14 protein-coding genes are annotated in these 13549 nt (G+C 40.4%); 2 read left to right on the top strand and 12 right to left on the bottom strand.

Features of this window, described 5'->3' with window-relative positions; all coding sequences use genetic code 11:
• Positions 1 to 9: 9 nt before the first annotated feature.
• The 8 genes from parE to ACJQWY_RS00975 form a co-directional block, all read right to left on the bottom strand.
• Positions 10 to 2079, bottom strand: coding sequence for a DNA topoisomerase IV subunit B (parE, locus tag ACJQWY_RS01010; protein ID WP_407075891.1), 2070 nt, complete (start codon positions 2077 to 2079; stop codon positions 10 to 12).
• A 302-nt stretch (positions 2080 to 2381) separates the two neighbouring features.
• Positions 2382 to 3053, bottom strand: a complete 672-nt coding sequence (locus tag ACJQWY_RS01005) for a YigZ family protein (protein WP_407075890.1) — start codon at positions 3051 to 3053, stop codon at positions 2382 to 2384.
• 30 nt (positions 3054 to 3083) lie between these two features.
• Positions 3084 to 4394, bottom strand: coding sequence for a GTPase ObgE (gene obgE, locus ACJQWY_RS01000; RefSeq protein ID WP_407075920.1), 1311 nt, complete (start codon positions 4392 to 4394; stop codon positions 3084 to 3086).
• Positions 4395 to 4592: 198 nt separating this feature from the next.
• On the bottom strand, positions 4593 to 6389 hold the full coding sequence (gene uvrC / locus ACJQWY_RS00995; RefSeq protein WP_407075889.1) for an excinuclease ABC subunit UvrC: 1797 nt from the start codon (positions 6387 to 6389) through the stop codon (positions 4593 to 4595).
• A 152-nt stretch (positions 6390 to 6541) separates the two neighbouring features.
• Complete coding sequence (locus ACJQWY_RS00990; protein ID WP_407075888.1) at positions 6542 to 6697, bottom strand: hypothetical protein; 156 nt, start codon at positions 6695 to 6697, stop codon at positions 6542 to 6544.
• A 4-nt stretch (positions 6698 to 6701) separates the two neighbouring features.
• Positions 6702 to 7436, bottom strand: a complete 735-nt coding sequence (trmD, locus tag ACJQWY_RS00985; RefSeq protein WP_407075887.1) for a tRNA (guanosine(37)-N1)-methyltransferase TrmD — start codon at positions 7434 to 7436, stop codon at positions 6702 to 6704.
• A complete protein-coding gene (gene rimM, locus ACJQWY_RS00980) occupies positions 7426 to 7941 on the bottom strand; it encodes a ribosome maturation factor RimM (RefSeq protein ID WP_407075886.1) in 516 nt (171 codons plus the stop codon). Before rimM ends, trmD begins: the two co-directional genes overlap by 11 nt.
• 9 nt (positions 7942 to 7950) lie before the next feature.
• On the bottom strand, positions 7951 to 8274 hold the full coding sequence (locus tag ACJQWY_RS00975; RefSeq protein ID WP_407075885.1) for a DUF7671 family protein: 324 nt from the start codon (positions 8272 to 8274) through the stop codon (positions 7951 to 7953).
• A 175-nt stretch (positions 8275 to 8449) separates the two neighbouring features.
• On the opposite strand from ACJQWY_RS00975, the gene ACJQWY_RS00970 reads away from it, so the two are divergent.
• Both ACJQWY_RS00970 and ACJQWY_RS00965 read left to right on the top strand, forming a co-directional pair.
• Positions 8450 to 8884, top strand: coding sequence for a MarR family winged helix-turn-helix transcriptional regulator (locus ACJQWY_RS00970; protein ID WP_407075884.1), 435 nt, complete (start codon positions 8450 to 8452; stop codon positions 8882 to 8884).
• Between the two features lie 3 nt (positions 8885 to 8887).
• Positions 8888 to 10282 carry a DHA2 family efflux MFS transporter permease subunit gene (locus tag ACJQWY_RS00965; RefSeq protein ID WP_407075883.1) on the top strand — a complete coding sequence of 465 codons (1395 nt, stop codon included), beginning with the start codon at positions 8888 to 8890 and terminating at the stop codon, positions 10280 to 10282.
• 122 nt (positions 10283 to 10404) lie between these two features.
• On the opposite strand, the gene rpsP is transcribed toward ACJQWY_RS00965, so the two are convergent.
• The 4 genes from rpsP to ftsY all read right to left on the bottom strand — a co-directional run.
• On the bottom strand, positions 10405 to 10677 hold the full coding sequence (gene rpsP, locus ACJQWY_RS00960) for a 30S ribosomal protein S16 (RefSeq protein ID WP_407075882.1): 273 nt from the start codon (positions 10675 to 10677) through the stop codon (positions 10405 to 10407).
• Between the two features lie 91 nt (positions 10678 to 10768).
• Positions 10769 to 12241, bottom strand: a complete 1473-nt coding sequence (gene ffh, locus ACJQWY_RS00955) for a signal recognition particle protein (protein ID WP_407075881.1) — start codon at positions 12239 to 12241, stop codon at positions 10769 to 10771.
• Positions 12241 to 12585 carry a putative DNA-binding protein gene (locus ACJQWY_RS00950; protein WP_407075880.1) on the bottom strand — a complete coding sequence of 115 codons (345 nt, stop codon included), beginning with the start codon at positions 12583 to 12585 and terminating at the stop codon, positions 12241 to 12243. Before ACJQWY_RS00950 ends, ffh begins: the two co-directional genes overlap by 1 nt.
• Positions 12585 to 13549, bottom strand: a 965-nt coding sequence (gene ftsY, locus ACJQWY_RS00945) for a signal recognition particle-docking protein FtsY (protein WP_407075879.1), incomplete at its 5' end; no start/stop codon positions are given. The genes ACJQWY_RS00950 and ftsY, both read right to left, overlap by 1 nt.

The following is a 13549-nucleotide window of genomic DNA, read 5'->3' as shown; positions in this document are numbered from 1 at the left end:
TTCCTTTCTTTATGCTTGGGTGTCATCATCCAATGGCATGAAAAAATCATCTAAGCCTAATGCTTCCGCAGTAGCTTCAACTGGTTCGCTTGCTTGATTCGCATCGATTGCCGGCATTGCTTCCTCCGCATTCTCTTGTTGCTTATCCAAAATGGATTCTTCTTCCACTAAGGAGAACGCCACATTATTTTCAATCCATTTACGGCGTGGATCAACTTTATCCCCCATTAACGTTGTGACCCGCTTTTCAGCTAGCATCGCATCATCAATCATGATTCGAATCAAAGTTCGAGTTTTGGGGTTCATGGTTGTGTCCCATAACTGTTCAGCGTTCATCTCACCCAAACCTTTAAAACGTTGAAGGGTATAACCTTTACCAATCTCTTTTTCCGTTTGGGCGAGCTGTTCATTCGTCCAAGCATAATTAATCTTGGGTTTCTTAGTGCCCTTACGTAACATATACAAAGGAGGAAGCGCAATATAAACTTTTCCAGCTTCAATCAAAGGCCGCATATATTTATAAAAGAACGTTAATAACAGAGTTTGAATGTGCGCCCCATCATCATCCGCGTCGGTCATAATAATAATTTTATCGTAATTAGAAGCTGCCTCTTCAAACTCCGATCCAACCCCTGCTCCAATGGTATAAATCATGGTCGCAATTTCTTCATTCTTCATAATATCCGCTAATTTAGCCTTCTCGGTATTTAAAACTTTTCCTCGCAAAGGTAAAATCGCTTGGAATTTTCGATCACGTCCTTGCTTAGCAGAACCACCGGCAGAATCACCCTCAACTAAGAAGAGCTCATTTCGCTTGGCATTCTTAGACTGCGCCGGCGTCAATTTACCAGATAAAATCCGATCTTGCTTACCCTTACGTTTTCCAGAACGTGCATCTTCTCGGGCTTTACGAGCGGCTTCTCGGGCTTCACGAGCCCGTAATGATTTACGAATTAGTTCTTGTGAAAAATTACCATTTTCCATCAAATAGAAACCTAATTGTTCAGATACAATATTATCGACAATCGAACGAGCTTCAGGCGTACCTAATTTTTCTTTCGTTTGACCTTCAAATTGTAAAAGTTCTTCTGGAATACGCATCGAAATCACTGCTGAAAGGCCTTCCCGAACATCCGAACCTTCTAAATTTTTATCTTTATCCTTTAACAAATTCATTTTCCGAGCATATTCATTAAAGGCTTTCGTCCAAGCCGAGCGCAATCCAGCTTCATGCGTTCCGCCACCTGGCGTGCGCACATTATTAACAAACGACATCATCGTCTCGGAATAGCCATCATTATACTGAGCCGCCACTTCCACTTCGATGCCCTTCTCTACGCCATCAAAGTACATAACATCGCCCATAGTCGTCTTGTCTTCATTAAGATACGTCACAAAAGAACGAATTCCATCATTATATTGATAAATTTCACTTTGCTCTTGACCTTCACGCTGATCAGTTAAAATAATCTTAATTCCACTCAACAAAAATGCTGATTCACGTAAGCGTTCGGCTAGAATACTAAAATTATAATTAGTCGTTGAAAAGATCTTGGTATCAGGCGTAAAAGTTACAATTGTTCCGTCGTGGTCCTTCGTTTTACCAAGGTTATTTAATGTCCCATCCGGATGTCCACCATTAACAAAGTGTTCTTGATATTTGACGCCATCCCGCACAATCGTAACTGTTAATGACGATGATAAGGCGTTAACAACCGATGATCCAACTCCATGAAGCCCCCCTGAAGTTTTATAACCACCTTGACCAAACTTACCGCCAGCATGTAAAACCGTTAAAATCACCTCTGGAGTAGGCTTACCAGATGCGTGCATTCCAACAGGCATTCCACGACCATGATCAGCTACCGTAATTGAATTATCGGGTTCAATGGTGACTTTGATTTCGTCTCCAAAACCAGCGAGAGCTTCATCGACCGCGTTATCGAAAATCTCGTAAACTAAATGATGCAAGCCTTTGCTATCAGTTGAACCGATATACATCCCTGGCCGCTTACGAACAGCATCTAAGCCTTCTAAAATTGTAATATCATTTTCATCGTAGGTATTTGTGTTTACCATTGTTTTGCCTACCTTCTTCAAATTAAATGTCCATTCCCACAAGCATTCTTTTCAATCATCACCTGGTCTTTTTAAAGTGCCCTACTGGTTTGAAAAGGACAGCATGCCCTGAGATGCAACATTTTATATTTTTAATTTATATTTACTATACTAACTTTCTCACGACCAAGCCCGCTTAAATAAACCATTCAATCCGAATAGCCTTAACGGAATCCCAAGCTAAGAAAAAGCATTCACTTTTTAAAATACCACTAAAAGGAATGCTTGTGTACTTTTTTTTAAATTACTTTAAGAAAAGTAAACTATCTACGGGTCTTGGTTTGACCATTAACAGACCTAAGATATGGTACTTCAATCCAAGTAGGCGCGAGTTTATTTAACTGCGCTCGTCCTTTGGTTTGATCCAAAATATCTTGTTCAAATTGATCAAAGGCGCTTTGATCAACAGCCACCTGTAATGTAACTTGTTCCGCATAAGAAATATCATGCGTCACATATGCATTTTCCGTCAACCAATATTGTAATGACTCCAATTGAGCATAGTCCACCTGAATCGATACCAATAATTGCTCAATCCGTTCAACCCGCTGCGCCGCTTCCACAGCCTGAACTAAAGAACCGGCATAGGCACGAATAAGACCACCAGCTCCCAATTTAATGCCACCAAAATACCGCGTTTGTACAGCAACGATATCGTGTAATTCATTATTTTTAATAACTTCTAACATCGGACCAGCCGCGGTACCACTAGGTTCACCATCATCAGAAGCGCGCTGGACTTCCATAGTCGGTCCTAGGGTGTATGCCCAAACATGATGATTAGCTTTAGGATGTAATTTTTTAATCAAAGCAATAAAATCGCGTGCTTCATCTTCAGAACTAACCCGTTTCAAATCAACGATAAACCTGGATTTTTTCAAAACCTGTTCGAACGTAAAAGTGTCTGGAGCGATTGTAATGTATGATTCAACCATGCGTCTCCTCCCCACACAACCAGCTTCTAGCTAATCCTCAAACTCAAATTGGAAGTCAAGAATCTGAACCGTATCTCCGTTCACGGCTCCAGCTCTCCGCAAAGCATCATCGACACCCATCGTCCGCATTTGCCGGGCGAAGCGCATCAATGACTCAGTAAAGTTAGTATTCGTCCGCAAGAAGAGATTTTCTAACTCTTCTCCCGTCAAAATCCAATAATGTTCATCTTCACGCACAATTTCAAATGGTTGCTTATCTTCCTTGAATTCATATAATGCTTCATCATTATTAGCCGTTTGCATTTCAGGTGAAATAAATGGATCCGTAACATCTAAGATGTCAGCTGTCTTCTGCATCAAAGGTTCTAATCCTTCACGGGTTAAGGCAGAAATTGGGAAAATCGGCGTTTGCTCATCAAAATTAGGATCTGCTGCTAATTTAGCTTTGAAATCAGCCAATGTCTCGTTGGCATCTGGCATATCCATCTTGCTAGCCACAATAATCTGCGGACGTTCCAATAACATTGGATCATACTCACCCAATTCATGATTAATCTTTTGATAGTTATCGTATGGATCGTTTTCAGGATCTAAGCCACTCATGTCAATAACATGTAAAATAACCCGTGTTCGTTCCACATGCCGCAAAAATTGAATTCCTAAGCCAATCCCTTGTGATGCCCCTTCAATCAATCCTGGTAAATCAGCCATCACAAAATCACGACCATCATTTAAACGGACCATCCCTAGATTCGGTACCAAAGTCGTAAACTGATACTCTGCAATCTTAGGCTTTGCCGCGGTAACAACGGAAAGTAAAGTTGACTTTCCAACAGATGGGAAACCGACCAATCCAACATCAGCCAAAACTTTTAATTCAAGCCGAATATCTAATTCTTCCCCAGGCTCACCATTTTCCGCAATTTCAGGGGCGGGATTTTTTGGTGAAGCAAAACGAATATTACCACGACCACCACGACCGCCAGCAGCTACAACTAATCGGTCGTCTTTATTAACCAAATCGCCAATAAAGGCGCCCGTTTCAGCATTTGTAACCGTCGTTCCTTGAGGGACCCGAATCACCATGTCGTCCGCAGATGCCCCTGTCATTCCTTTAGTAGCACCATTCCCACCAGCACTGGCTTTAAAATGTCGCTTATACCGGAAATCCATTAAAGTTCGTAGTCCTTCATCAACGACCAAGACTACGGAACCACCGTGACCACCATCGCCACCAAACGGACCTCCCATATTAATATACTTTTCATGTCGGAATGAAACGGCACCATCGCCACCTTTTCCTCCCTTTACAAATACTTTTACTTGGTCAACGAATGCCATCGCCATCCTACCTTTCCGTCTAAATCACCGTTTAGACCATTTATCTCTACAGTGTCCAAAAAGGGCCACTGTGCCATATTATTCATGGCATAACCTTATTCATTGTAACCGATTTAAACCTAGAAAGCGACCATAATTCAATTAAATTTAATTTTTCATTCGTTCTGATTGAGATTGTGGCTGCTGATCCCAAATTGCTTATTGTTTTTGATCGCCCATCGCTGCCAGAGAAATTTTCAAAGCTTGGATTACTCTCGCCGAAATCCCCATCGCCTTCAATTCTTCATCCGGCGCATTTTGGATTTTCGCCAAAGAACCATACTTCGTCAATAATTTCTGGCGCGTCTTAGGACCAATCCCCGCAATTTGGTCCAGCTTAGAACCCAATGATGACTTTGACCGTAAATTTCGGTGGAAGGTAATAACAAAGCGGTGAACTTCATCTTGAATTCTTTGCAGTAAAAAAAATCCTTGTGATTTTGGATCTAATTCCGTGTGTGGTTCCCCCTCAGACTTCAATAAATCCGCCGTGCGATGATGGTCGTTTTTCACCATCGCCGCCACAGGTAAGTCGTACAGTCCTAATTCATCTTGCAAAACTTCTTTAGCAGCATTTAGTTGAATCTCACCACCATCAATTAAGACCAAATCAGGCAACGTGTCACCTTCTTTTAACAAACGTGAATAACGACGCCGAATGACCTCCATCGTTTCCGCACGTTCATCAGCATGGTCAACACTTTTAATCTTATATTTGCGGTACTTTTGACGGTTGGGAACGCCATCTTCAAATACCACCATCGCCGAGACAATTTCCTGTCCTTGCGTATGCGAGTGATCAAAGGCTTCGATCCGATAGATTTTTTCTAATCCTAAGGCGTCCGCAATTTCTTGCATCGCACCGCTCGTTTTTTGTTCGTTCATTTCCATCAAACGAAACTTTTCATCTAAGACGATTTTCGCATTTTTACTTGCTAAATCTAATAAGGCACGTTTCTCACCTCGTTGTGGCACACGCACGGGGACATTTAAAACAGAACTAATTGCCCAAGTATCAACCCCTTTAGGGACTAAGATTTCTTTGGGCAAAACGGAATTTTTGCGATTATAAAATTGCAAAATGAACGTCGCTAATTCTTCTTCGGGCGTCCCCACAATTGTAAAGAGACGCTTTTCACGCTTCAATAATCGCGCTTGGCGCACAAAGAAGATTTGCACGGATAACCAACCTTTATCAAAATAAAAATTGAATATATCGCGAGGTGTTCCATCTTTTGAAATAATCTTTTGTTTTTCCACCGTTTCGGCGATGAATTTCAGTTGATCACGAATATCTGCGGCCCGTTCAAACTCTAAGCGATCAGATGCTTCTTGCATCCGCTGATTCAAAAGTTTATTAGCCGCAGCTGTATTACCTGCCAAAAAACTTTGAATTTGCTTAATCTGTTCTTGATATTCTGCGACTGGCACCTCGCGATAACAAGCCCCTAAACATTGACCCATATTAGCATATAAACACGGGCGTCCTTGATACCCATTACAACGTCGTAATGGGTAATTCTTTTGAATAAAGTGTAACGTTTCTTGTGCAGCATATACGTTCGGATAAGGTCCAAAATACTGCCCGCCATCTTTTTTTACTTCACTTACCAATTCAATTTGTGGATCACGTTCATTGGTAATCTTAATATATGGATATCCCGTTCCCCGCTTCAAGCGAATATTATAGTACGGCTGATATTTTTGAATTAACGTAATTTCCAATAAAAGGGATTCTTTTTCTGAACTTGTAACAATAAAATCAAAATCAGCAATGTTGCGCACCAATTCCGCTGTTTTACCATCATGTTCACTTTTAAAATATGAACGAACCCGATTTTTCAAATTTTTAGCTTTTCCTACATAAATAATCTTACCGTTCTTATCCTTCATTTGATAAGATCCCGGTAAGTCTGGTAAAAGCGCTAATTTTTGCTCAAGATGTTCAGAAGCCATGCTAACCCCTCTCCATTAAGTTTAAACTAATTATAGCATAAAATATTTTTTGTAAACAGTCCAGTTAAGTGCATAAATATACGAAGGACCACTATGCTGCAGATTGCTTAGCACAGTGGTCCTTTCATTTTGTCTGACACTTAATCTTTCAATTAACCTTCATCAGGAAATGGTTGTTCGTCTGCATTACTTTTTTTGCCCAAAAATTTAGCTGAGTCGGCTGGCTCATTTTGATCATCTTTTGGTAATTCAATAAAATTACTTAAGCTTTGTGTAATGGCCTCTTGCCGTTTTGACTGTAATCCCATAATTTTACTTCCCTTCTTCAGATTTTAATTCCGCCATTAGCTTCCGCTCTTCTGGAGTAAAGCCATAATTTTCCAACAAATCTGGTCGGCGTAAATATGTCCGCCGTAAAGCTTCTTTCTTCCGCCACTTAGCAATATTAGCATGATGTCCACTTAACAAAACATCTGGCACTTTTTTACCTTCAAAATCAGCCGGTCGCGTGTACTGCGGATATTCAAGTAGACCTGTGGAAAATGAATCATCAACGGCCGACATCTCATCCCCTAACGCATCATTTAACAATCGAACCGTGGCATCAATGACAACCATCGCCCCCAATTCGCCACCTGTTAAAACATAGTCACCCAATGAAATTTCATCAGTCACTAAATCACGAATCCGTTCATCATAACCTTCATAGTGTCCTGCAATAAATGTCAGATGATCCTCTTGTGCTAATTCTTCGGCAACTGTTTGGTTGAAAGTTCGTCCCGCGGGATCAAGCAAAATCACATGGCCACGATCACCAGCTTCAGCTTCAACATGTTCCATGGCGGAATAAATGGGCTGGGGCATCAAAAGCATCCCTTGGCCCCCACCATAAATGACATCATCCACATTGTGATGCTTATTTTCAGTATAATCTCGAAAATCAGTTACGTTAAAATCAACGAGTCCACGCTCAATTGCTTTCCCAATGATTGATTCACGCATGGGGGCAAACATATTTGGAAATAAACTTAATACATCAATTCTCATCAGCGACCCATTCCTCCAATTGGTTGACATAGGCGACATTGGCCGCTAAATCAATTTTAACCACTACCTGCTCGATAAAAGGTAACAATAACTCTTGACCTGCACCTTTTACAACCCACACATCATTGGCTGGCATTTCTAAAATTTCTTTTACTTGTCCTAGCTGCGCTTGGGTTTGATGATCGACGACTTGTAGCCCAATTAAATCATGATAAAAGTATTCATCATCCGCTAATGCTGGTGCTTTCGTGTCAGATACCATTAAATCTAAGCCTTTATATTTTTCAACTAAATTAATATCTTGCATGTGTGTAAAGCTTAACAAAATAAATTGCTTATGCTTTCGTACACTGGCAATTTCTACCTCAACAGATGGTTTTGTCGCAATCACTAATTGATTCCCTACTTGAAAGCGTTCAGCTGGAAAGTCCGTCGTTGCCATAACGCGTACTTCACCTTTAATCCCATGGGTATTCACAATCGTCCCAACTTTATATAATTCCATCTAATTCCCCTAATGTTTCATTGCTTGATATTCTTGTTCTAATGCGGTAATTAACTCTGGCATCACCTGTTCTTTAGTAAACCTTCCCATGGGGGTCACCGTATGTCGATCTTTAAAACTTAACGGCTTAGTATCCACTAAGACGATTTCAAAATTTTGTTCTGTTAAAAAAATTTGACCAGGCTGCCCCACACGTCCTTTAGTATGCTTACCAATTCGCCAACTATGAAAATCAGCATCTGTTAACGGCTGATGCGGAAGTTGACGCTGTCCATTTTCGTTTTGTACCAATTTTACACCGATGAGTTCAAGTGTCGGATATTTACTCGTCATGCTCTTTTCCACCTATAGTATTCAATGTATTAATTATAGATAAATCTAACAGGGGACGCAATAGCAACCTCACTACACGTTAACCTTTCAGCCAAAATAATTTGACATTTCAAAGCAACAAGTTTAACATAATCCAAGTCGCTAAATATGTGCACATGCACATAAAGGAGGAAATATGCAGTCTAAAATCAATAATGACCAATTTCAAAGTATTGGCATCATTAGTCGTTTCATGCGTACTGAACTGAATCGTGCCCTTAAGCCATACGGTTTAAATGACAGTAACTATTTTTTTATCTTTTACATTGCTGATCATCCGGAACCTTCCCAAGATGATTTAACCCGCAAAATGTTTTTAGATCACAGCACTATTACCCGTTCCGTAAAAAAGCTCGTCGAATTAGGTTATCTCGAAAAGCGCCTTGATCAAAACGATCACCGTACCAACCGCCTTTTTTTAACTTCACGTGGTACAGCTCTGCGCCCTGAATTACATAAAATCACGGCGACTATTTTTGAGCACACTTTTACCGAACTAACCGCAGAAGAAACAACAATTATTAAAGAATTATTATCCAAAACAGCCCTGAACTTAGAAAGGATGCGCTAAACAATGAATCATACTACAAAAATGTCCACACGCGACATGCTATCCATCATCGCCGCAGCCATGATGGCATTTATTGGCGTTTTAATTGAAACTTCTATGAACGTAACGTTTCCAACTTTAATTCAACAATTTCATGTTGATATGTCCATGGTGCAATGGGTCACCACCGGCTACCTCTTGGTCGTCTCACTTATCATCGTTTGTTCTTCTTATATTAAAGGCCGTTTTAAAGAACGCCATATTTTCATGGCTGGTGTAGTCTTTTCAATTATCGGAGACCTAGCATGCGCCTTAGCGCCTGGCTTTATTGTTCTTTTAATAGGACGGCTCATCCAAGCAATTGGAACGGGAATTGTATTACCCTTACTATTTAATATTATTTTAGAACGAGCACCCATTCAAAAGCGTGGTTTCTTCATGGGCTTAGGTGGCTTAATTGTTTCAATGGCGCCGGCTTTAGGGCCTACTTTTGGGGGACTAATTGTTAACTTCACCAGTTGGCGTTATATTTTCTGGGTTGTGCTCCCATTAATGATTATCATCTTCTTTCTAGGTTTTTCAATTGAACAAATTACCCCGCTCATCCAACAGAAATTTGACTGGTTCCGTTTGATTCTTCTAGCGATTACCTTTATTAGTTTAACCTTAGGCTTTAACACCGTCAGTCAATTTGGTTGGCTCAACTTACGCTTAGGTATTAGTTTAATCATTACTGCAATGGCCCTTTTCTTATTTATTAAAGTATCTAACCATTCAACGCGTGTCTTAATCGATATTTCTATTTTTAAAAATCCGATTTTAACGCTTGGCTTAATTGCGTACGTAATTATTCAATTTACAAATATTAGTGTTAATTTTATTCTACCTAATTATGCCCAAATTGCCGCTCATTCTACCGCCATGATTGGTGGGCTCATTCTGCTACCTGGAAGTTTAATTTCAGGATTACTAAATCCTGTCTGGGGACGGATGTATGATAGCCTTGGTGCTAAAAAGCCGATTTTAACAGGAAATTCACTTTTCTTTTTGGCAATTGTTCTCTTTGCGGTCTTTAGCTTAAAGTTATCGCCAATCATGATTGTGGTCTATTATCTCCTCTTTGAAATTGGGGTTAATATGGCATTACCGAACACCATGACCTACGCCTTAACTATTATCGGTCCAGAAAAGGAAGCGGATGCCAATGCCATTTTTAATACCTTACAACAATTTGGTGGTTCAATTGGAACCGTCATTGCTTCAAGCTTTCTAGCTTCTGGTCATGGAAATAATGCCGCTGCGGTAATGCAATCAGGAACCCAGCACGCGATGATTTTCTTTGGAGTTTTGGTCTTATTTAACTTCTTCTTATATCACTACACCTTTAAATTAGGTCATCAAGTCATGCCTAATTTATAAATCAACAATCAATCATGAAGCAGCCTATTTCTAAGAAACAGGCTGCTTTTTAATTATGGATAAACAAAAAGAGATTGAACTAGTTATGGAAACTAGCCCAACCTCTTTAATTAAATCTCAAATTACTTTGAGAACTTTGCTTCGTGGTACTTCTTCATGATACCAGCTTCTGACAACAAGTTCTTTACTGTATCAGAAGGTTGAGCACCATTATTCAACCAGTTCATGATTGATTCTTCGTTCAACTTAACCTCAGCTGGTTCAACCAATGGGTTATAAGTTCCAACGTTTTCAATGAAACGTCCGTCACGTGGTGAACGTGAATCTGCAACAACGACACGATAGAATGGGCGCTTCTTTGATCCCATCCGCTTTAAACGAATTTTAACTGCCATGTTAATATATTCCTCCAGAATTAATCTACTCTTAGTATAATAACAGAATCTCTGATAAGTGTAAAGTATTTTTCCTTTACACTTTATAAATTTATTTCCGGCGCTTCTTTTTATTCTTTTGAATTTGTCGTGCCATCCGCTTCATCGCCATTTGTTGGACCTTGTTACCAATATTTCCACCTGATTTTGGCATTCCTGGCATTCCGGTAGGCATACCACCTTGCCCTTGTAGCGCACTCATCATTTGCTCCATTTGTCCGGTATTACCATTCATAGCCTTACTCATCATACTCTTCATCTGATTAAATTGCTTAATCATCCGATTAACCTCAACAATTGGCCGACCTGCCCCAGCTGCTAAACGCCGGCGCCGTGAAGGATTAATCAAATCGGGATTTTCTCGTTCGGCGGGTGTCATCGATAAGACGATTGCACGCATATGGTCCATTTGCTTGTCATCCATTTGAATATTTTTCAAAGCTGGATTATTTGCAACGCCTGGAATCATTTTTAATAAATCTTCCATCGGTCCCATATTTTGGACCTGATCCATTTGATCAATAAAATCATTAAAATCAAATGTGTTTTGACGCATCTTTTCGGCTTGTTCAGCTGCCTTTTTTTCGTCAACGTCTTTTTGGGCTTTTTCAATCAGGGTCATCAAGTCACCCATTCCCAAAATTCGTGAAGCCATTCGTTCAGGATAAAAGACATCCAAATCGGTCATCTTTTCCCCTTGTCCAACGAATTTAATTGGCTTTTGCGTTACTTCACGAATTGACAACGCCGCTCCGCCACGGGTATCACCATCTAACTTTGTCAATACAACTCCGGTAATCCCGAGCCGATCATTAAATCCTTGAGCAGTTTCTGTGGCATTTTGTCCCGTCATTGCATCAACAACCAACAAAATTTCATCTGGAGTAGCAATCGCCTTAATATCAGCTAATTCTTGCATCAGGGCTTCATCAATTTGCAAGCGTCCAGCCGCATCAATAAAGACATAATCAGCCTTAAGTTCGTCGGCTTTGGCTAAACCTTGCTTAACAATTTCACGTGGATCAACATCCGTCCCCATTGAAAATACCGGTACGTCAATTTGTTGTCCCAACGTTTCTAATTGGTCAATGGCGGCCGGACGATAAATATCGGCTGCAATCATCAAAGGTCGCGCATTTTGCTCTTGCTTTAACTTTAAGGCTAATTTACCGGCCGTCGTCGTTTTACCGGCTCCTTGCAACCCGACCATCATAATAATCGTTGGAATCTTCTTTGATTGATTCAAAGGAACCGCTTCGTCCCCCATCATCATCGTTAACTCTTCATTCACGATTTTAACGATTTGTTGTTCTGGATTCAAACCTTCTAAGACTTTTTGTCCTGCTGCCTTTTCCCGAACTTCACGTACAAATTTTTTCACAACGGAATAGTCAACGTCGGCTTCTAACAAAGCCATCCGAATCTCACGCATCGTATCCCGTAAGTCGGCGTCAGTTACCTTACCTTTACGACGTAACCCACTTAGGGCTGATTGCAAACGTTCCGTTAATCCTTCAAATGCCATTAGTTTTCCTCCTCTTGAACGGCCAAACCACGTACCAAATTATTTAACGTTTGGTCTTGACTATAATTTTGCGCAACATATGCTTGCAAAGCCGTCAAGGTCGTTTGGCGTTCCAAATAATTTTGATAAATGTGTAATTTTGCTTCGTAATTTTCTAGTGCTTGGGTGCTGCGCTTTAAATTATCATAAACGGCTTGCCGCGAAACATTAAATTCTTCAGCGATTTCACCCAATGAATTATCCTCTTCATAATATAGCGACAAGTAAGCATCCTGCTTTTTAGTTAACAAAGCGCGATAGGACGCAAATAAAATATTTAAGCGATTAGTCTTTTCTAATTCCATTACGACCCCAATAGCTGCCCAAAGAGACTTTGGGCAAAATCTTTGGCATTAAATGGTTGTAAATCACCCACTTGTTCACCTAAGCCAATCCACTTCACAGGTAAGTGTAGTTCATTTCGAATGGGCAAAATAATTCCACCTTTAGCGGTTCCATCTAACTTAGTTAACACGATTCCAGTCACATCTGTTGAATCTTTAAACAACTTCGCTTGTTGAATGGCGTTTTGTCCTGTTGTTGAATCTAATACCAATAGAACTTCCATGGGTTGTTCAGGTAATTCACGTTCAATGATGCGTTTCATTTTTGACAACTCTTGCATCAAGTTTTGGTTATTTTGCAGACGGCCAGCAGTATCGACAAATAAGATATCGGCTTGCTGCTTAATCGCTGCTTGCACCCCATCATAAACGACTGATGCAGGATCAGAGCCTGCCGGTCCGGCAATTACTTCAATCCCATCACGTTCACCCCAAACTTGCAATTGTTGGGTGGCTCCTGCTCGGAACGTATCCGCAGCTGCCAATAAAACTTTCTTGCCTTCTTGTTTATAGCGTGCTGCTAATTTACCAATGGTAGTCGTCTTTCCAACCCCATTCACCCCGACAAACAAAATTACCGTAGGGCCACTTTTGGCAAAATGCATTGTTGCATCTTCGTTAACCCCTTGCTGCTCATAATGTTCAACTAATTTATCAAGAACGACTTTTGAGACTTCTTCTTTAGATTTAGCATTTTGTAGCTTAACCTCATCACGTAATTCATCCGTCAATTGAAAAGCAGTTTCGGCCCCCACGTCGGCCTTAATAAGCGTTTCTTCTAAATCATCAAAAAAATCCTCATCGACACGCCGAAAATTTGCTAGAAAGGCATTCCAACGTTGTGACCATGACTTTTTAGTTTTAGCTAACCCTGCATCTAAATCTGTTTCTGTTTCTGTTTCTGTTTCTGTTTCTGTTTCTGTTT

Source organism: Weissella kandleri (assembly GCF_045504165.1).
GTDB classification, from domain to species: Bacteria; Bacillota; Bacilli; order Lactobacillales; family Lactobacillaceae; genus Weissella; species Weissella kandleri_A.
The sequence above is the reverse complement of the archived record's forward strand: the minus strand, read 5'-3'. Positions and strand labels throughout refer to the sequence as shown.